The organism is Kitasatospora cinereorecta (assembly GCF_024172095.1).
In the GTDB taxonomy this organism is placed as follows: Bacteria; Actinomycetota; Actinomycetes; order Streptomycetales; family Streptomycetaceae; genus Kitasatospora; species Kitasatospora cinereorecta.
The window spans coordinates 589,693-609,189 of the sequence record NZ_JAMZDX010000004.1 but is presented as its reverse complement, the minus strand read 5'-3'; the positions used below and the strand labels follow the sequence as shown (position 1 = coordinate 609,189).

16 protein-coding genes are annotated in these 19,497 nt (G+C 75.3%); 9 read left to right on the top strand and 7 right to left on the bottom strand.

All coding sequences use genetic code 11. The annotated features are described in order from the left end of the window. The first annotated feature begins 3 nt into the window (after nt 1-3). Together FHR36_RS22890 and FHR36_RS22885 are read left to right on the top strand one after the other, a co-directional pair. Nucleotides 4-1,524: an IPT/TIG domain-containing protein gene (locus tag FHR36_RS22890; protein WP_253800041.1), complete on the top strand. Its 1,521-nt coding sequence runs from the start codon at nt 4-6 to the stop codon at nt 1,522-1,524. 103 nt (nt 1,525-1,627) lie between these two features. Then, nucleotides 1,628-3,340, top strand: a complete 1,713-nt coding sequence (locus FHR36_RS22885; RefSeq protein WP_253800040.1) for a sensor histidine kinase — start codon at nt 1,628-1,630, stop codon at nt 3,338-3,340. A 34-nt stretch (nt 3,341-3,374) separates the two neighbouring features. On the opposite strand, the gene FHR36_RS22880 is transcribed toward FHR36_RS22885, so the two are convergent. The 5 genes from FHR36_RS22880 to FHR36_RS22860 form a co-directional block, all read right to left on the bottom strand. Further along, on the bottom strand, nt 3,375-3,785 hold the full coding sequence (locus FHR36_RS22880; RefSeq protein ID WP_253800039.1) for a pyridoxamine 5'-phosphate oxidase family protein: 411 nt from the start codon (nt 3,783-3,785) through the stop codon (nt 3,375-3,377). A gap of 91 nt (nt 3,786-3,876) precedes the next feature. Continuing rightward, on the bottom strand, nt 3,877-4,620 hold the full coding sequence (locus FHR36_RS22875; protein ID WP_301330523.1) for a response regulator: 744 nt from the start codon (nt 4,618-4,620) through the stop codon (nt 3,877-3,879). A gap of 154 nt (nt 4,621-4,774) precedes the next feature. Next, nucleotides 4,775-5,443 carry an Rv1733c family protein gene (locus FHR36_RS22870; protein ID WP_253800038.1) on the bottom strand — a complete coding sequence of 223 codons (669 nt, stop codon included), beginning with the start codon at nt 5,441-5,443 and terminating at the stop codon, nt 4,775-4,777. A gap of 147 nt (nt 5,444-5,590) precedes the next feature. Beyond that, nucleotides 5,591-6,454, bottom strand: coding sequence for a universal stress protein (locus FHR36_RS22865; RefSeq protein ID WP_253800037.1), 864 nt, complete (start codon nt 6,452-6,454; stop codon nt 5,591-5,593). 67 nt (nt 6,455-6,521) lie between these two features. Then, a complete protein-coding gene (locus FHR36_RS22860) occupies nt 6,522-7,115 on the bottom strand; it encodes a hypothetical protein (RefSeq protein WP_253800036.1) in 594 nt (197 codons plus the stop codon). Nucleotides 7,116-7,501: 386 nt separating this feature from the next. On the opposite strand from FHR36_RS22860, the gene FHR36_RS22855 reads away from it, so the two are divergent. Together FHR36_RS22855 and FHR36_RS22850 are read left to right on the top strand one after the other, a co-directional pair. Continuing rightward, on the top strand, nt 7,502-8,209 hold the full coding sequence (locus tag FHR36_RS22855; protein WP_253800035.1) for an ABC transporter ATP-binding protein: 708 nt from the start codon (nt 7,502-7,504) through the stop codon (nt 8,207-8,209). 3 nt (nt 8,210-8,212) lie between these two features. Beyond that, nucleotides 8,213-11,149 (top strand): ABC transporter permease, encoded by a 2,937-nt coding sequence (locus tag FHR36_RS22850; protein ID WP_253800034.1) that lies wholly within the window; start codon nt 8,213-8,215, stop codon nt 11,147-11,149. A gap of 33 nt (nt 11,150-11,182) precedes the next feature. Here the strand turns inward: FHR36_RS22850 and FHR36_RS22845 are convergent, their stop codons facing one another. Further along, complete coding sequence (locus tag FHR36_RS22845) at nt 11,183-13,615, bottom strand: glycoside hydrolase family 65 protein (protein WP_253800033.1); 2,433 nt, start codon at nt 13,613-13,615, stop codon at nt 11,183-11,185. Between the two features lie 173 nt (nt 13,616-13,788). Here FHR36_RS22845 and FHR36_RS22840 point away from each other — a divergent pair, with 173 nt between their 5' ends. The 4 genes from FHR36_RS22840 to FHR36_RS22825 all read left to right on the top strand — a co-directional run bounded on the left by FHR36_RS22840 (nt 13,789) and on the right by FHR36_RS22825 (nt 16,497). Then, nucleotides 13,789-14,259 (top strand): CBS domain-containing protein, encoded by a 471-nt coding sequence (locus tag FHR36_RS22840; protein ID WP_253800032.1) that lies wholly within the window; start codon nt 13,789-13,791, stop codon nt 14,257-14,259. 98 nt (nt 14,260-14,357) lie between these two features. Then, nucleotides 14,358-15,065: a response regulator gene (locus tag FHR36_RS22835; RefSeq protein ID WP_253800031.1), complete on the top strand. Its 708-nt coding sequence runs from the start codon at nt 14,358-14,360 to the stop codon at nt 15,063-15,065. A 139-nt stretch (nt 15,066-15,204) separates the two neighbouring features. Next, nucleotides 15,205-15,477: an SHOCT domain-containing protein gene (locus FHR36_RS22830; RefSeq protein WP_253800030.1), complete on the top strand. Its 273-nt coding sequence runs from the start codon at nt 15,205-15,207 to the stop codon at nt 15,475-15,477. A 42-nt stretch (nt 15,478-15,519) separates the two neighbouring features. Then, entirely contained in the window at nt 15,520-16,497 is a 978-nt protein-coding gene (locus FHR36_RS22825) for an Acg family FMN-binding oxidoreductase (protein ID WP_253800029.1), read from the top strand. Between the two features lie 6 nt (nt 16,498-16,503). On the opposite strand, the gene FHR36_RS22820 is transcribed toward FHR36_RS22825, so the two are convergent. Beyond that, nucleotides 16,504-18,216: a sensor histidine kinase gene (locus FHR36_RS22820; RefSeq protein WP_253800028.1), complete on the bottom strand. Its 1,713-nt coding sequence runs from the start codon at nt 18,214-18,216 to the stop codon at nt 16,504-16,506. A gap of 204 nt (nt 18,217-18,420) precedes the next feature. Here FHR36_RS22820 and FHR36_RS22815 point away from each other — a divergent pair, with 204 nt between their 5' ends. Beyond that, the gene (locus FHR36_RS22815) at nt 18,421-19,464 is read left to right on the top strand and encodes a zinc-dependent alcohol dehydrogenase family protein (protein WP_253800027.1); all 1,044 of its coding nucleotides are present in this window, start codon (nt 18,421-18,423) and stop codon (nt 19,462-19,464) included. The last annotated feature ends 33 nt before the right edge of the window (nt 19,465-19,497 follow it).

Below are 19,497 nucleotides of genomic sequence, written 5' to 3'. Positions count from 1 at the left end.
GCCATGGCAGTGCAGCCGTTGGACCCGGCAACCCGGAAGGTCACCATGACGCTGGCCGCGATCGCGGCCACCGCGGCGACCCCGCGCCCCTCGGGGGAGAGCCTCGCGGCGCAGGCGGCGCGCGTCACGCTCGGCATCACCACCCACCTGGCGGACACCTCCCTCGCGACGGGCGGCGACTGGGAGCTGCTGTGGCTCGGGCTGAGCCCGGACAACGCCAACCTGGTGTACCTGGCGCAGAACATCCAGGGCGCGAACGAGTTCGCGGTGGCCGTCCGGGGCACCGTGGCCGGCAACGCGACCGACATGCTCGAGGACCTCTCGGTGGGCACCGTCGTGCCGTTCACCGCCGGCGGCTCGCCGAAGCCCGTGTCGGTGTCGCGGGGCGCCATGGCGGCGTTCACGCAGGTCGTCACGGTGAGTTCGAACGGCGCCAACCTGGTGCAGGCGCTCGACACCGCGCTGCGCAAGGCGCCCCCGAACCCGACGGTGTACGTCACCGGCCACAGCCTGGGCGGCTGCCTCGTCACCATGGTCGCACCGTACCTCCAGACCGTGCAGTGGCCGTCCGGCGCGCCGAAGTTCGCGCTGTCGACCTTCGCCGCGCCCACCGCCGGCAACCAGGACTTCGCCGACTTCGTCGACTCGCTCCGATGGGTCGCCAACGAGCACTGCTACAACGCCTACGACCTGATCCCGCGGGCCTGGGCCGACCTCGCCGCAGCCAAGGGCTGGTACCCGGAGCCCGGCCCGGCGGCCGACTTCGACGTGAAGGCGCTCCTCTCGACCATCGGCTCGCTCCCCGGGCCCAACACCTACGCCCAGCCGGGCATCCCGTTCGTGCTCAACCCCGACTACGGGCAGCCCGGCTCGTACGACCCGTACGCGACCCGCGGCTCGGTCCAGGACTTCATGGCCCAGGTGGGCTTCCAGCACAGCAACGCGCTGTACCTGACGCAGCTCGGGGCGCCCGTGGTGAGCTCCGGACCGGTGGTGACCTCGTTCAGCCCCGCGTTCGGGCCGACCGGCACCGAGCTCACCATCCACGGCAGCGGCTTCGGCACCGATCCCCAACTGATGGAGACCGTGGTCGACTTCGGCACCGTCCCGTGCGACAAGTTCACCGTCAACGCCGACGGCACGCAGATCACCTGCTACGCGCCGGAGGGGGTCGGTGTCGTCGACGTCCAGGTGACCACGATCCTGGGCACCTCCCCGGCCTCGCCGTTCAACCAGTTCGCCTACGGCGGCCCGCAGCCGGCACTGGTCCTCGACATCTCCCCGGAGTCGGGAACGGTGGAGACCAAGGTCACCGTCAACGGGCAGGGCTTCGCCGACAACCCCCAGGTGTACTTCGGGAACAAGCCCGCCACCGTGCTGTCCGCCACGGCGACCGCGATCACCGTGCGGGCGCCGCTGAAGGACCCGAGCCCGACCGCGCCCTCGACCGTGAACGTCCGGGTGCTGACCAACGGCTACCTGACCCCCGGGGCTGGCTCCGACGAGTTCACCTACACCGGCTGACACCGGGTCGGTCCGGGACCGCTGGATACGGACACTCCCGTCACCCGCGATCGGGCGTCTGCGAGAATCGACCGGTCGGCAGTCCGGGTACGAGGAGGCTCGCGTGGGCGGGGACGAGGTGCGGTCGAGGATTCCGCAGCTGCGACTGGACGAGCTGCTGGAGGAGCTCCAGGCCCGGATCGACGCTGCCCGCGGCACCCGGGACCGGGTGCACAGCCTGCTGGAGGCCGTCCTGTCGGTCGGCCGGGAGCTGGACCTGACCCAGGTGCTGCGGCGGATCGTGGAGGCCGCCGCCGTGCTGGTCGACGCCCGGTACGCGGCGCTCGGCGTGATCGGCCCGGACGGCGAGACGCTGTCGCAGTTCCTGACGGTCGGGTTGTCGGAGCAGGAGATCGCCCGGATCGGCGCGTACCCGACCGGAAAGGGCCTGCTCGGGGAGCTGATCCACCGGCCGGAGGCGCTGCGGCTGCGCGACCTGTCGCAGCACGCGGCGTCGTTCGGGTGTCCGGCGCACCACCCGGAGATGCGGACCTTCCTGGGCGTTCCGGTGCGGGTGCGGGAGGAGGTGTTCGGCAACCTCTACCTCACCGACAAGCGCGGCGGGGAGGAGTTCGACGCGGACGACGAGTCGGTGATCGCCACGCTCGCGGTGGCGGCCGGTGTGGCGATCGACAACGCCCGGCTGTACGAGGAGGCCCAGCGCCAGCAGCGCTGGCTCAGCGCGAGCGCGGAGATCACCCGGACGCTGCTGTCCGGCAGCGCGCGGCCCGAGGTGGTCGCGCTGATCGCGCAGCGGGCGCGAGAGATCACCGGGGCGGAGCTGGCGGACGTCTCGGTGCCGGTCGAGGGCACGGACTCGCTGCGGGTGGAGCTGGCGCTCGGCGATGACGCCCCGGCGCGGCTGGGCCTGGTGGTCCCGGCGAACGGCACGCTCTCGGGCGAGGCCGTCGCGAAGGCGGAACCGGTGACCACCCCGGACCTGGCCCACGACCCGCGGCTGTCCGCCGGGCCGCGGCGCTTCGAGGGGCTCGGTCCGGCCGTGGCGGTACCGCTGGGCCGGGCCGGCAGCGAGAGCGCGGGCGTGCTGCTGCTGGCCCGCCGGCCCGGCGAGCCGCCCTTCACCGAGAGGGAGATCCGTCCGCTGCTGGGCTTCGCCGACCAGGCCGCGCTGGCGCTGGAACTGGGCGAGCGGCGCCGGGACGCCGAGCAGCTGGCGATGCTGGAGGACCGCGACCGGATCGCCCGGGACCTGCACGACCTGGCGATCCAGCGGCTGTTCGCCACCGGAATGACCCTGCAGAGCGCGGCCCGGTTCATCGAGCACCCCGGCGCCTCGGACCGGGTGCTGCGTGCGGTGAACGACCTGGACGAGACCATCAAGATCATCCGTTCGACCATCTTCGGCCTGCGGGCCCGCGAGGACTCGATCGGCCACGGCCTGCGCGCCCGGGCGGTCCGGGCGGTCGAGGAGGCGCAGGCCACCCTGGGCTTCGCACCCCGGCTCAGCATGGAGGGCCTGCTCGACACCGACGTGCCCGGGGAGGTCGCGGACCATGTGCTGGCGGTGCTGGCCGAGGCGTTGAGCAACGCCGCCCGGCACGCCCGGGCCGGCCGCGTCGAGGTCTCGCTCAAGGCCACCGGTACGCACGTGGTGCTCGCGGTGCAGGACGACGGCGTCGGCATCCCCGAGCAGGGACGGCGCAGCGGCCTGCGGAACATGGCGGAGCGGGCGGAGGGCCTCGGCGGGGCGCTGGAGCTGACCAGCCCCGCGGACGGCGGGTCCCGGCTGGTCTGGTCGGCGCCGCTCGCGGGCTGAGCCCGGCCGGGGCGCAGGTCGGGGCAACGCTGCGTCAGGGCGGCGGGTGGGGAAGGGCGGGCAGGAGACGGCCGGTCACCCACTCGGGGCGGACCCGGACGGTGACGAGGTCGACGGTCGGGGCCCGCGACCCGTCCTCCGGCGGCCGGCTGCCCAGGTCCGCCTCGGCCCTGCCGAGCACCGTCACGCTCCAGCCGCTGCCGCTCGTCCCGCCGGCGTCGTTCACCTCGTCGGCCTGGAAGGCGACGAGGGCGTCGGCGACCGCCCGGAGGAACTCCGACCCGGCGGTGGTCCGGAACAGGACGCTGCCGTCGTCGTCGAGCCGGTACCTGACCGGCAGGACGGCCGGCAGCGCGCCGACGGTGTAGACGACGCGCCCGATCGACGACTTGGCCAGCAGGCGCAGGCAGTGCCACTCTTCCAGCGGTGTGGTGTCAGAGGTCATGGCATCGATGGTCGCCGTCCCGCGGCGGGCCGGGCAGAGGCCGATGGTCCCGGCCGGTCGGCCGGGTGGCCCGCCGTACGGGGACCGGTCGTCAGCGGGCGGGCCGCCCGGCCGCCCGGGCGTGGCTGTGGCCGTGCGCGTGGCCGTGGCCCGGTGCGGCCTGGCTCTGCGCCGCGAGGGTCTGGGTGGCGATGACCGCGGCCTGGACCCGGCGTTCGACGCCGAGCTTGGCGAGCAGCCGGGAGATGTGGTTCTTGACGGTCTTCTCGGCCAGGTAGAGGCGCTGGCCGATCTGGCGGTTGGTCAGTCCCTCGCCGATCAGCGCGAGGATCTCCCGCTCGCGGTCGGTGAGCCCGGGCACGTCGCTGCTCGGCGGGGCGCTGTCGCCGCGCAGCCGGGCCATCAGGCGGGTGGTGGCGCCGGGGTCGAGCATCGACTGGCCGGAGGCGACCGTACGGACGGCGGACACCAGGTCGGTGCCGCTGATCTGCTTGAGGACGTAGCCGGCCGCCCCCGCCATGATCGAGTCCAGCAGGGCCTCCTCGTCGTCGAAGGAGGTGAGGATCAGGCAGGCCAACTCGGGCATGCGGGAACGCAGTTCGCGGCAGACGGTGACGCCGTCGCCGTCCGGCAGCCGCATGTCCAGCACCGCGACGTCCGGGCGCAGCGCCGGGACCCGGGCCAGGGCCTGTTCGACGGTGGCGGCCTCGCCGACGACCGTGAGGTCGGGTTCGGAGTCCAGCAGGTCGTGCACGCCGCGCCGGACGACCTCGTGGTCGTCGAGCAGGAACACTCTGACCGGGGTGCTCATCCGGGACTCCGTGCTGCCAGCCATCTCTTCTCCGTCACTCCGGACCCCCGCAGGAGCGGTGGGTAGACCCTCGGCAGTCTGCCGGGTGCGCCGGCGGCGTACCAGGGCCGGAGGTCCCTATTGTCCCGGTGGACGGCCCCGAGGAAGCGCCCCGGTGACGGTGTGTCCGGTCGTCGGGTCAGCCCCGCCGCGGGTCTCCGTTGCCGGGCCCGCGCGCGGCGCGTCCGGTCCACACCGGTTCGACCGCGGACCAGGACCGCTGCCAGGCCGCGTCGGTCCGGTTGTTGAGGCGGGTCAGCCGGAGGCCGAGGCCGCAGCCGACGAGGGTGAGCATGCCGACGCAGCCGGACAGGCCCAGGCTGACGGCGTCGGAGACCAGATCGGCGGTGCTGGGCGGGGCCGCGGCGGGCCGACCGGCGTCGCCGACCCAGATACCGGTGGTGGATCCGGACGGGGCGGACCGGTCCAGGCCCACCTCACCGGTGTGGCGCTGCCCGGACGGGTAGGTCCACTCGGCGTCCGCCCGGTAGCGGCCGGCCTGCGGGTCGGCGACGCCGGTCGCCGCCCGGGCCGGGCCGAGGAGGACCGCGTCGACCCGGTGCAGGTGCGGCGCGGACTGCGCCGCACGGCGTGCGGTCGATGCCAGTTCGGCCCACGCGATCCCGGCCCCGAGCAGCGCCGCCAGGCCCACCGCGAGCGCGGCGAGGACCAGTGCGCGGCTGCGGGCCCGGTCGACCGCCCGCGCCAGGTCGTTGTGCTCCAGCCCGAGCGCCCGGCACAGGTGCCGGTGCAGGTACAGGTGCCGGTACCGGGGGCGGGGACTGCGGGTGCGGCGTGCGCCGGCCATCGGGGACTCCTCTACGGACGGGGTACGTGCTCAGGAGCGGTAACGGGTGAGCCGGGCCCGGCGGTACGGGGACCGGCCCGACCGGAGCAGCGCGTCGGCTGCTCCGGCGGGGCCGGCGGCTACGGCGCGGTCCCCGCCGGGCGCCGCTCAGTCGTGCGGGACGACCGCGACCGGTGCGTGGGCGTGGTGGAGCACGGCGTGGGCGACCGGGCCCAGCCGCAGGCCGGCGCGGTGCGGGCGGCGCCGCCGGCCCACCACGACCAGGGCAGCCTCGGCGGAGAGGTCCACCAGCGCCCCGGCGGCGCCGTCGATCCGGCAGTCCTCGACCACCGCCACCGTCGGGTACTTCTCCTGCCACCCGGTCATCGCCCGGGTCAGCAGCTCGCTCTCGATCACGCGGAACTGCTCCGCCTCGCTCGCCGGGGCCACCCAGCCGGCGTAGCCCCACACCGGCGGCGGCGTCCACGCGTGCACGGCCCGCAGGGCGGCGCGGCGCTCGGCGGCCTGGTGGAAGGCGAAGTCGAGCACGTCCGCGGCGGGCGCCCGGGTGTCGACGCCGACGACGACCTGCGCCCCGGCGGGGCGCCCGGCGGCCGCGGCCGGAACCAGGACGGTCGGAACGTTGCCGTGGGCGGCGGCCGCGAGGCCGACCGAGCCGACCAGCAGGCCGGCGAAGCCGCCGAGGCCACGCGAGCCGAGCACCAGCAGTTCGGACTCGTCGGCCGCCTCGACCAGGACGTCGACCGGTTCCTCGCTCTCGACCACCTCGACCCGGACGTCCAGGGCGGGGTGGGTCTCGCGGATCTCCCGCTCCACGGCGGACAGCATCCGACCGGTCGGCGAGCGGTGGTCGGCGACGTCCTCGGCGGCGGGCCGGGTGTCGTCCAGCCAGGTCCGGACGTGCAGCAGGCGCAACGGGACGCCGCGGCGGCGGGCCTCGTCGGCCGCCCAGTGCGCGGCCGCGGTGCTCTGCGCGGAGCCGTCGATGCCGGCCAGGACGGAGCGGGTCATGGGGAGTTCCTCTCGGGAGGGCGAACGGGAGTGGTGGTGCGGTTCACCGGCGGGGTGCCGGGGAGGCTCAGCGCAGCCAGGCGTGGTTCCGGACGATCGGCAGGGCGGCCCAGCGGCGTCCCAACCCCCAGCAGTCGCCCGCGCCGATGGCCGCCAGCAGGATCAGGAGCAGGGCGTAGACGAGGTGGTAGTCGGCGACGGGGTTGGTGGAGCCGCTCGCGGCGCCACCGGCCAGGTGGCGGGCCGGCGGCCACTCGGCGGCCCACATCAGGGCCAGCAGCAGGGTGCCGCCGGTGGCGGCGATGCGCAGTCCGACGCCGCCGGCGAAGGCGAGGCCGATGCCGAGCAGGCCGAGCATGAACATCCAGTCGGCCCACGCCTGGCCGGCCCAGTGGTGGAACGTCGTCTGGAACGGGCCGGCCGAGACGTGGCTGAGGAAGCCCCTGGTCGGGGAGCCGCCCTCGACCCAGGCGCCGGCCCGCCTGGTGGCGTAGCCGAGGCCGAAGGTCGTGTCGAGGAAGGCCCAGAGGAAGACGGCGCCGATGGTGAGCCGGGCGCCCGCCGCCGCGAGCCCCGCGACGACGCTCGTCGGCTGTTCCAAGGGCCGGCCCGCGGCGGGGCGGAGGGTGAGCCGGGGGGCGTGGGTGTGGTGGACGGCCATGGGGTGCGCTCCTTGTCGGTTCCGGATCCTCGGGTGGATCGGTGGCGGTGCGCCGGCCGTCGAAGGGGTGCGCTCGACGGGCGGTCGAAACCCCTGCGGGGAGCGGATCCGACCGCCGGGGCACGGATCACAGCCTGCTCGCCCGCAGCGGCCCGCGGCATGGGGCCATTGGTCACGGGTACCGGAACAACGGTCCCTGTCCGGTCCCGGCGGCCGAGCACCACCGGCGGCGGGCCGAGCGGGTGTCAGGACCCCGGTACGGGCGGGTGCGCGGGGCCGGGCGGCCCAGGCGGACGGGCCGATCGGCCCATCGGCCGGCGGGCACGGGTCGGGGAGAGTGGAAGCGTCAGCCGCAACCCCGCGCGCCCCCCAGGGAGGTGGGACGGATGCCACCGCTGCTGGCCGCGACCGGCGTTCGCAAGACGTACCGGACCGGTGCGGTCGAGGTGACCGCGCTGCGCGACCTCGACCTGACCGTGCTGCCGGGCGAACTGGTCGGCGTGATGGGGCCGTCCGGGTCGGGCAAGACCACGCTGCTGAACTGCCTCTCCGGGCTGGACGACATCGACGCCGGCCGGGTCGAGGTGGAGGGGCGCGACCTGTTCGCCATGTCGGACGCCGAGCGCACCGAACACCGGGCCCGGAGCATGGGTTTCGTCTTCCAGGCGTTCAACCTGATCCCGGTGTTCTCCGCCGCGGAGAACGTCGAACTACCGCTGATGCTCACCGGCACGCCCCCGCCGACCGCCCGCGCCCGGGCGGTGGAGATGCTGGCCCGGGTCGGGCTCGCCGACCGGGTCGACCACCGGCCGAACGAGCTCTCCGGCGGCGAGCAGCAGCGCGTCACGATCGCCCGCGCCCTGGTCGCCCGCCCGGCGATCGTCTGGGCCGACGAGCCGACCGGCAACCTCGACACCGGGATGGCCGGGCAGGTGATGGACCTGCTCACCGGGCTCAACCGGGACGAGGGCCAGACCATCGTGCTGGTCACCCACGACGAGGCGATCGGACGACGGCTGCCCCGGGTGGTGCGGATGCGCGACGGCCGCCTGGTCTCCGACACCCGGCGCGCCGACCTGGAGGCGGTGGGCTGAGCCGTGTACCCGAACCTGCTGCTGCCCCTGGTCGGGGTCGTCGGCATCGCCCTGCTGACCCTGCTGCTGGTCGCCGTCCGGCAGCCGGTGGTCCGGAGGCTGGCGCTGCGTCAGGTGGCGCGGCGCCGGACCGAGGCCGCGTTGGTGATCAGCGGTTCGGTGCTCGGCACCGCGATCATCGTCGGCGCGCTGGTGGTCGGCGACACCCTGGGCTTCTCCGTGCGACAGGAGGCGTACCGGACGCTCGGCCCGATCGACGAACGGATCGTCGCCACCGACACCGCCGTCGGTGCGGACGTGGCCGCCCGCCTGCAGCCGCTCGCCGCGGACCCGCAGGTCGACGGCGTGCTCAGCGGACAGGTGGCGCAGGCCGCCGCCGCGAGCGTCCACGCCGGACAGCCGGTCGGCGAACCGCGGGTGCTCGCCTGGCAGATGGACCTGGACGCGGCGGGCCGGTTCGGCGCCGCGGGCGGCGACTCCGGGCTGCGGGGGCCGGCCCCGCTACCCGGGCAGGTCGTCCTCAACGAGCCGCTCGCCCACGCCCTGCGCACCGGCCCCGGCCAGCAGGTCACCCTCTACCTCTACGGGACGGCGGTCGACTACCGGGTGGAGCGGGTGGTGCCCGAACAGGGCGTGGCGGGCGCCGGGCTCGGCGGCCGGGTCAACCGCAACGCCTTCCTGCCGCCCGGTGACCTGGACACGGCCGCCCGCGCGGCCGGCGCCCAGCCCCTGTCGGTGACCGTGGTCTCCAACCGCGGCGGCGTCGAGGCCGGACAGCGGCTCACCGACCCGGTCACGGCCCGGATCCGTACCGCGCTCGGGCCCGACGCCGCCCGGGCCGCCGTCGACACCCCCAAGCAGAGCGTGCTCCAGGAGGCCCGCAGGACCGGCGACTCGCTCGGCGCGCTGTTCCTGATGATCGGCAGCTTCAGCATCATCGCCGGCGCCCTGCTGCTGGTGAACATCTTCGTGATGCTCGCGGAGGAGCGTAAGCCCCAGCTCGGCATGGTCCGCGCGGTCGGCCTCAAGCGCTCCCGGCTGGTCGGCTCGTTCAGCCTGGAGGGCGCCGCGTACGCGCTGGCCGCCCTGCTGCCCGGGGTCGCGATCGGCGTCGGCGTGGGGTGGGGCGTCGCCGCGATCGCCGCCCAGATCTTCCGCAGCTGGTCGGTGGACGGCGGCGGGCTGACCATCGCCTTCGCCGTCACCCCGACCAGCCTGGTCAACGGCGCCGCCCTCGGCCTGCTGATCGCGCTCGGGGCGATCGCCGCGACCAGCGTCCGGATCAGCCGGTTCAACGTGATCGCCGCCATCCGCGACCTGCCCGCCGACCCCGGCCGCCGGCCGCGCCGCCGACTGCTCGTGGTCTCCAGCACCCTGGCGGTGCTGTGCGCGGTGGCCGCGGTGCCGGCCGTCGCCCGCAGCCAGGGCGAGCAGACCTACCTGCTGCCCGCCCTCGCCCTGCTGTTCGCCGTCCCGGCGGCGCTGCGGGTGCTGCCGCGCCGCGCGGTGGCCAGCACCGTCGCGGCGCTGGTGCTGCTGTGGACGCTGACCGCGAGCGTCATCCGGCCCCGGGTCTTCGACACCCCGTCGATGGCGGTGTACGTGATCCTCGGCAGCCTCGCCGCCTTCTCCGCCGTCGTGCTCGTCAGCGAGAACCAGCGGGCCCTGCTGGCTCCGCTGCGCCGGATGACGTCCCGGCCCACCCAGCAGGGCCTGGCGATGCGCCTGGCCGCCGCCTACCCGCTGGCCAAGCGCTTCCGCACCGGCTCGACGCTGGTGATGTACACCCTGATCGCGCTGGTGCTGGTGCTGCTCACCGAGATCGGCGGGATCATGAACGCCAGCATCGACCAGGCGGCCGCCGACGCCACCGGCGGCTACACCCTGCGCATCGACTACAACCCGCAGGCCGGCGGGACGGACCCGTCGGCCGCGCTGCGAAGCGGCCCGCTCGCCCCGCAGGTGTCCGCCGTCACCCCGCTGCTGAACGCCCGCGGCCGGTCCACCGACCCGGGACACCGCACGGCCGGCCTGCTGGAGACCGCCGTGGTCGGCGTCCCCGACGGCGCCGTCACCTCCATCGCCTTCCGGGACCGGCTGCCCGGACTCGCCGACGACCCCGCGGTCTGGCGCTCGCTCGCCGACCACCCCAACTACGTCGTCGTCGACGGCTTCTTCGGCTCGACCGGCGGACCGAGCGGCAAGCCGTTCGCCCCGGGCGACACCCTGACCCTCACCGACCCCGGCACCGGACGGGCCGAGCCGAAGACCATCGCCGGCGTCCTCAAGAGCGGCCTCGCCTTCTACCCCGCCAACGGCAACAGCGCCACCTCCTACCCGCTGATCGCGGGGGAGCGGAGCATCGCCGCCCAGTTCGGGCCGGACGCCCGGACCGCGAGCGCCCTGGTCCGCACCACCCCCGGCACCTCGCCCGAGGCGTTCGCCGGGCAGCTGCAGGGCGAGCACCTCGCCGCCGGCCTGGTCGCCGGTCCGATCGCCTCCGACGTGCACCGCCTGTTCGCCGCCAACACCGCGTTCTTCCGACTGATGCAGGGCTTCCTCGCCCTCGGGCTGCTGATCGGCATCACCGGTCTCGGCGTGGTGATGGTCCGCGCCGTCCGCGAGCGGCGCCGCACCATCGGCGTACTGCGCGCCCTCGGCTGCCAGGCCCGGACGGTCGAACGGTCGTTCCTGTGGGAGAGCGGGTTCGTCGCCCTGGAGGGCGTGCTGCTCGGCAGCGTGCTCGGCGTGCTCACCACCTGGCTGATGTACCAGAAGAGCTCCGCCTTCGCCGGGCTGGAGGGCGGCTTCCCGATCGAGTGGGGCCCGATCGCCGTCCTCGCCGGCGCCACCCTCGCCGCCTCGCTGCTGGCCGCACTCGGCCCGGCCCGGCACGCCGCCCGGATCCGCCCCGCCCTCGCGGTACGCCTGCCGGACTGAGCGGAGCGAGGCGGCCCTGCCCGACGTGGCCGGTCAGCGGCTGAAGGTGCGGCTCTCGCCCGGCCGTACGGTGGTCGACTCGCCGCGGAAGCGGATCTGCACGGGCTCCTGGCGGCCCTCGCGCAGCCCGACCGTCACCGTCCGCCGGTCGACGGCGACCCGGACGCCCCAGTGGCCGCGGTAGCGCAGCTCGACCTCGATCCCGGGCAGCGCCGACGGCAGCCGGGGGTCCAGCCACAGGGCGTCCTCCCGGATCTCCAGGCCGGTGCAGCAGCGCTGCAGCAGGTCGACCGCGCCGGCCATCGCCCCCAGGTGGACGCCCTCGCGGGTGGTGCCGCCCTGGACGTCCCACAGGTCGGCGGTGAGGGCGTCGCGGAAGTGCCGCCAGGAGGCGCGGGGGTCCGAGCGGATCAGCACCCAGGCGTGCACCACCGAGCTGAGCGTCGACCCGTGGACGGTGCGGCCCAGGTAGTACGAGGTGGTGCGGCGCAGCAGCTCGGGGCCGGCCGGGTAGCCGAGGCGGCGCAGCAGGTCGCGCAGCTGTCGGTCGGAGAACAGGTAGCGCAGCATCAGCACGTCCGCCTGCTTGGAGGCCCGGTAGCGGTTGACCGTGTCGCCCTCGGCCTCCAGGATCCGGTCGAGCCTGCGCAGGCCCGGGTAGCGGCGCCGGTAGGTCGCCCAGTCGAGCTCGGCCAGCCGCTCGTAGCCGTCGAACTGGCTGATCACCCCGTCGTGGAAGGGGACGCGCAGGCGGCGGCCGACCTCCTGCCAGCGCTCCGGTTCGGCGCCGTCCAGGGCGAGCCGTTCGGCCAGCTCGTCCCGCCGGTAGGCGGGCAGGACGTCCAGCACGTCGCAGGCCCGGGCGAGCACCCAGGAGGCCAGCACATTGGTGTACGCGTTGTCGTCCAGCCCGGGAGCGTCCGCCCACGGGTAGCCGTCGTGGTACTCGTCCGGACCGAGCACCCCGCGGATCGACCAGCGCCGGAGGGCCGGATCGAACACCGCGGCGGACGACCAGTACCGGGCGATGTCCAGCAGCATCTCGGCCCCGGCCTCCGCCAGGAAGTCCAGGTCGCCGGTGGCCTCGTAGTACTGCCAGACGTTGTAGGCGACCGCCGAGCCGACGTGCCGCTGGAGATGGCTGTGGTCGCCGAGCCACCGGCCGGAGAGCGGGTTGAGGTGCACCCGGGCGGACTCCTCCCGCCCCTCGCTCGCGCTCTGCCACGGGTACATCGCACCCGCCAGGCCCTCCTCGCGGGCGGCCTGCCGGGCGGCCTCCAGCCGGCGGTGGCGGTAGCGCAGGACCGCCCGGGCCAGTTCGGGGAAGCGCAGGTCGAGCAGGCGCAGCACGAACAGTTCGTCCCAGAACACGTGGCCCCGGTACGCCTCGCCGTGCAGACCGCGCGCGGGGATGCCGACGTCGAGGTCGGCGGAGTGCTCCGAGTAGGTCTGCAGCAGGTGGAAGAGGTCGAGGTGCAGCGCGCCGATCCCCTCGAAGTCCGCGTCGATCCGGCAGCGGCGCCACAGCGCCCGCCAGCGCAGCGCGTGGTCCGCCACGAGGTGGTCGAAGTCCGCGGCGCCGGCGGCCAGACGCCGGGCGGCGCGCAGCGGGTCACCGGTGGCCGGGTCGTGGGAGGTGTGGATCGCCACCACCTTCTCGACCGTGACCGGCTCGCCCGCCCGCAGATCCACGGTCAGCCGCTGCGCGGCCCGGCCGTCCCGGAACTCCTCGGTACGCACGGTCTCGGCCGGTCCGCCCGCGGTGCGGACCCGGTGCCGGGCGGCGAGGGCGATGCGTCGGCCCGCGCCGGTCGCGACCTGCAGCCAGAGCGTGCCGTCCGGGTCCGCGCCCGCGCCGACGGGGGAGAGGTGACGGCCGGTCAGCCCGGCGTAGCGCGGGACGCCGGTGTTGGTGACGGTGCCGTCGAGCGCCGAGCGGACCTCCAGCGGGCCGGACCAGTTCTCCGCGGTCAGCACGGTCTCGAGCGCGACCAGGTGGGGCTGGGCCTGGCTGGCGATCCGCCGTTGGACGAGCCGGGTGCGCCGGCCGTCGCGGTCCACGGCGACGGCGTGGCGGGTCAGCACGCCGCGGCGCAGGTCGAGTTCCAGCCGCTGGCCCTCCGGTGGGCCGGTGAACCACTCCCCGCCCGGCCGGCGGAAGGTGAACGGCAGCCAGTTCGGGCAGTTGACCAGGTCCTCGTGGGTGAAGGTGCGGCCGGCCACGGTCGAGGCGGTGCGGTCGTAGCAGCCCGCCAGGTAGGTGCCCGGGTAGTGCACGCCGTCCGCCACCGACTCCGGGGCGGCGCCGCGGGTGACCAGGTAGCCGTTGCCGACGGCGCACAACGCCTCGCGCAGCCCCTCCTGGACGGGATCGAAGCCGTCGTACCGCAGCGTCCACGGGTCGGGCATGACCGACGGCCCGCCGGTACGGGAGACGGCGACGGGGTCCGGGGCGTCCGGTTCCACGAGGCCTCCTCGGTCGGCGTGCGGTGGCCCTGCCCCCAGTCTGCTGGCCGACCTGCCCGCCCGCCCGGTGCCGGTCGGACCGGTTCGCCGGGCCGCTCGGCCCTGGGTCCGTCCCGGCGGATGGGCTGTGCTGGAGGCAGGGCAGCCGAGCCGACGCCAGGAGGGTGGCCGCCATGAGAGTCGCCGAGCTGATGAGCGCGCCGCCGGTCACCGTCCCGCCGACCGCGTCGGTGCGGGACGCCGCGCGGCGGATGGCGGCCGCGGAGGTGGGCTGCGTCCTGGTCGCCGACCGGGAGGCGCTCCGGGGCGTGCTGACCGACCGGGACCTGGCGGTCCGCTGGCTGGCCGCCGACGCCGACCCCGACCCGACCGTCCCGGTGGCGGCCGTGATGTCGTCGCCGGCCGTCACGGTCGGCGCCGAGGAGGACCTCTCCGCCGCCTACCGCGCCTTCCGCCGCACCGGGGTGCGCCGCCTCCCGGTGGTCGACGGCACCCGCCCGGTCGGCGTGCTCGCCATCGACGACCTCTTCCTGGACGTCCTGCAGCACCTCGCCGACCTGCTCGGCCCGGTGTCCTGGAGCGCGCTGCGCGAGGGCCCCGCGGGCCCGGGCCGTACCGGGAGTACACCGCCGACGGCGCCCTGACCCGCGTCGCCCGCGCGAGGGTCCCGCCCGGCCGATGCCGCGCCGCGACGCCGCCCGGCGGGCAGAATCGGAGGGGGCTTTCCACACGGGAGCAGGCCATGGACGAGAACCCGCTCGGTGGGTCCGAGCCGCGCGTGACGGTGTTCCTGCTCGACGACCACGAGGTCGTCCGCCGCGGCGTGAAGGACCTGCTGGAGGCCGCGCCCGACATCGAGGTGGTCGGCGAGGCCGGCACCTGCGAGCAGGCGCTGGCCCGGATCCCGGCGGTCCGCCCCCGGGTGGCGGTGCTGGACGTCCGGCTGCCGGACGGCGACGGCGTCGGCGTCTGCCGCGAACTGCGGGACCGGATGCCCGAGCTGGCCTGCCTGATGCTGACCTCCTTCGACGACGACGACGCCCTGCTGGACGCGATCATGGCCGGGGCGGCCGGGTACGTGCTCAAGCAGGTCAAGGGCTCCGACCTGGTCAGCGCGGTGCGTACGGTCGCTTCCGGACAGTCGATGCTCGACCCCGCGACCACCCGCAAGCTGATGGAGAGCCTGCGCCACCCCGAGCCGAGCGACACCGAGGCGGCCCTCGCCCAGCTCACCCCGCGCGAGCGGGAGATCCTGGCCCTGATCGGCGAGGGCAGGACCAACCGGGAGATCGGCCAGGAGCTCTACCTCGCCGAGAAGACCGTGAAGAACCACATCTCCCGGATGCTCGCCAAGCTCGGCGTCGAGCGGCGCCTGCAGGCCGCCGTGCTCGCCGCGCACGCCGACACGGAGCACGGCGGGACCGGCCACCACCCCACCCGCCCGCACTGAGCCCGAGACTGAGCCCGAGACTGAGCCCGACCGGCCCGCCGAACAGAGCCGACCGGCCCAAGCGCCGGAGGCGGCCCCGGCCGCACCGTGGACGGTGAGGGGCACCGAGCCCGCCGCCCACCGGCCAGGGGAGGCCGTGATGATGTACTGGAACGACCACGGGATGAGCGGCTGGGGCATCGGCCTGATGACCCTGACCGTGCTGGTGTTCTGGGCCCTGCTCGTGGCCGGCGCGGTCGCCCTGTTCCGCCACTTCGCGCGCACCCCGCCGCCGGACGGCCCGGTTGACCCCGGACGGCCCGACCCCGAGCAGCTGCTCGCCGACCGGCTCGCCCGCGGCGAGATCGAGCCCGACGAGTACCGCACGCGCCTGGACGCCCTGCGGGCCGGGCGCACCCCGACGCCACGCTGACCCGCGCACCCCACCGACCCGCGCACCCTCCGGGAGCCCACCATGATCCCCCCGGTCCTCGACGCCCAGACCCTGGAGACGCTGGTCTCCGCGGCGGTCGCCGCGCCGTCCGTCCACAACACCCAGCCGTGGCACTTCCGGCTGGTGCCGGAGACCTCCACGCTGGAGGTCCGCACCGTCCCCGAGCGCACCCTGCCCGCCGCCGACCCCGAGGGCCGGGCCCTGCACATGTCCGTCGGCGCGGCGGTGCTCAACCTGCGGACCGCCGCCCGGCACCTCGGCTGGGCGCCCGAGGTCCGTCTGCTCCCCGATCCGGCCGAGCCGGACCTGCTGGCCGGCGTCGAGCTGGACGAGCCGTCCGCCGCCCACCTGTCCGCCACCGGTGCGCTGTACGAGGCGATCTGGCGCCGGCACACCATCCGCTCGCCGTTCACCGGACCGCCGGTCCCGGAGACGGTCCTCGCCGAGCTCGTCGAGGCGGCCCGGGTCGAGGACGCGCTGCTCCACCTCCCGGACCGGGAGGAGACCGAGCGGCTGCTGCACCTGACCGCGGAGGCCGAGCGGCGCAGCACCACCGACCCCGACCAGCGCAGCGAGAGCCGCAGCTGGATCCAGGGGCCGGACGCCCCGCCGTACGGCATCCCGGTCTCCGCGCTCGGCCCGCAGGACGCGAGCGGACACCTGCCGATGCGGGACTTCGCCGCCCTGGAACCGGCCGAACACCTCGCGCCCGTTCCGTTCGAGGACGAGCCGCGGATCGCCGTCCTCGCCACCCACGGCGACCAGCGCCTCGACTGGCTGCGGGCGGGCATGGCGCTGGAACACGTCCTGCTGACGGCCACCGTGCACCGGGTCCGCGCCTCGCTGCTGCACCAGGCGATGGAGTGGCCGTACCTGCGCTGGGAGACCCGGGACGTCCACCGGGGCCCCGGCCACGTCCAGATGCTGATCCGGCTCGGGTACGGGCTGGAGGGCGCGCCGACCCCGCGGCTCCGGGCCGCGGACGTGTTCGACGGCTGAGCCGTCTCAGCCGGACAGCGGTACCTGCCACACCAGCTCGGTCCCGCCCCCGGCCCGCGTACCCGCCCGGAACTCGCCGCCGAGGGCGGCGGCCCGCTCGGCCAGGTTCGCCAGCCCGCTGCGCCGGCCGCCGTCCGGCAGGCCGACCCCGTCGTCGCAGACGGTGAGGGTGAGCTGGTCGCCGGCCTCGACGGTGACCTCGACCGCGCCGGCCCGGGCATGGCGGGCGGCGTTCGAGAGCGCCTCCTGGAGCACGGCCACCGCCTCGTCCGCCATCGGCTTCGGCACCGTGACGTCCAGCAGGCCCGACATCCGCAGCGCGGGCGCGAAGCCCAGCACCGCCGCGGCCCGGTCGACCACCCCGACCACGGCGGCCCGCAGCCCGACCGAGGCCGGGCCGCTCTCGCGGGTCCGCAGGCCGAAGATGGTGGAGCGGATGGTCCTGGCCGTCTCGTCGAGGTCGTCGATGGCGCGTAGGACCCGGTCCGCGGCCTCGGGGTGGTCGATGAAGCGCGTCGCCCCCTGGAGGGTCATACCGGTGGCGAACAGCCGCTGGATCGCGAGGTCGTGGAGGTCGCGGGCGATCCGGTCGCGCTCCTGGAGCAGGGCGACCTGCTCGGAGTCGCGGCGGTGCGCGGCCAGCTCCATGGCGACGGCGGCCTGCCCGGCGAAGCCCTGCAGCGGGGCCGACTCGTCCGCCTCGAACAGGGGCGAGCCCGCCGTCCGGGCCAGCATCAGCACACCCCGCACGCCCAGGTCCGCCGTGCCGATCGGCACGGCGACGGCCGGCCCGAGCCCCTCCCAGCGGGGCGGTCCGGTGGTGATCCGGGGGTCGGTGCGGACGTCCGGGCTGACCACCAGACCGTCGGTGAGGGCGGCGGCCCCCATGAACGAGCCCTGCAGCGGGAGGACCAGGCCGCGGTGGTCCCGCTCGCCCTTCCCGACGGCGATCCGCACCTCGAGCTCGTCGCTGCCGTGGACCGGCAGCGCGACCACCGCCAGATCGGCCCCGGCGATCTCGCTCGCCCGGGTGACCAGCAGGTCGAGGACCTCGTGCTCGGCGCTGCCCGACAGCAGGCTGTTGGTCACCTCGGCACTCGCCGCCAGCCAGCGCTCGCGCAGCCGGGCCCGGGCGTACAGGCGGGCGTTCTCGATCGTCACGCCCGCGGCCACCGCCAGCGTGGAGAGCACCGCCTCGTCCTCGGCGTCGAACTCGCCGCCGCCCCGCTTCTCGGTCAGGTACAGGTTGCCGAACACCCGGTCGCGGATCCGGATCGGCACCCCGAGGAAGCTGTGCATCGGCGGATGGCCGGGCGGGAAGCCGTACGAGGACGGGTGGTCGGACAGCTCCGCCAGCCGCAGCGGCTCGGGGTGCCGGATCAGCTCGCCGAGGATGCCGTGACCCGACGGCAGCGCACCGATCCGCCGGACCTGTTCCTCCGGGACGCCGACCGGGATGAACCGGGACAGCCGCTGGTCCTCGCCGATCACGCCGAGGGCGCCGTACCGGGCGTCCACCAGGGTGACCGCGGCCTCGACGATGTGCCGCAGCGCCTGGCTCAGCTCCAGGTCCCGGCCGACCGCGAGGACCGCCTCCAGCAGGCTGTGCACCCGGTCGCGGGCGCCGCGCGCGGCGTCCAGGCGGCTCTGCAACTCGTCCAGCAGTTCGTCCAGCCGCAGCTGCGGCAGGGGGGTCGGACGCTCGGATTCGCTGCCCACCGCTTCCTCCGGGTCTCGGCGACGGCGCGTTCAAGCCTCGCGGCGCTACCAGCCTAGGCGGCGCTTCCGGCCTGCGCCGCGCCATGGGCGCGGAGCCATGGGCCGATCGGCCCGGCCCGGGCACCCGGTGGGCCCATGCCCGGCGAGCCGTCCGGGGCGAGGCTGGAAGGGCAGGCACCACGACCCGAGACGGGAGTGAGCGGCATGAAGGCACTGACTTACCACGGACCCGGCCGGCGCACCTGGGGGGAGGTCCCCGACCCGGTCGTCCGCGACCCCGAGGACGCGATCGTCCGGGTGGACGCGGTGACCATCTGCGGCACCGACCTGCACATCCTCGGCGGCGACGTCCCCGAGGTCACCGACGGCCGGATCCTCGGCCACGAGGCGGTCGGCACCGTCGTCACCGTCGGGGCGGCCGTGCACTCCTTCGCCCCCGGCGACCGGGTCCTGGTCTCCTGCATCTCCGCCTGCGGCCGCTGCCCGTACTGCCGGCAGGGCGCGTACGGGCAGTGCCGGGGCGGCGGCGGATGGATCCTCGGCCACCTGGTCGACGGCACCCAGGCCGAGTACGTCCGCACCCCGTTCGCCGACAACTCCCTGCACCGGCTGCCCGAGGGCGTCACCGACGAGACGGCGCTGCTGCTCGCCGACATCCTGCCCACCGCCTTCGAGGTCGGGGTGCGCAACGCCCGGGTCGGCCCCGGCGACACCGTGGTGATCGTCGGCGCCGGGCCGATCGGGCTGGCCGCCGTCACCACCGCCCGCCTGTACAGCCCGGGCCGGATCGTCGCGGTCGACCTCGCCCGCAGCCGGCTGGACGCCGCCGCCCGGGCCGGCGCCGACGAGGTGCTGATGGCGGCCGACGACGTCGACGCCGCGATCCGCGCCCTCAGCCCCGACGGGCTCGGCGCCGACGTCGCGATCGAGGCCGTCGGCGTCCCCGAGACCTTCGAACTGTGCACCCGCGTGGTCCGCCCCGGCGGGCGGGTCGCCAACGTCGGCGTGCACGGCAGACCGGCCACTCTCCACCTCGAGGAGCTGTGGATCAGGAACGTCACCATCACCACCGGCCTGGTCGACACCGGCACCACCCCGCTGCTCCTCGACATGCTCGCCGCCGGCCGGCTCGACGTGTCCGGCCTGGTCACCCACCGCTTCGGCCTCGACGAGATGCAGGACGCCTACGACGTCTTCGCCGACCCCGGCACCACCGGCGCACTCAAGGTCGCCCTGTTCCGCACGTGACCGACCTCCGACCCGCACCGCAGAGGAGCAGGA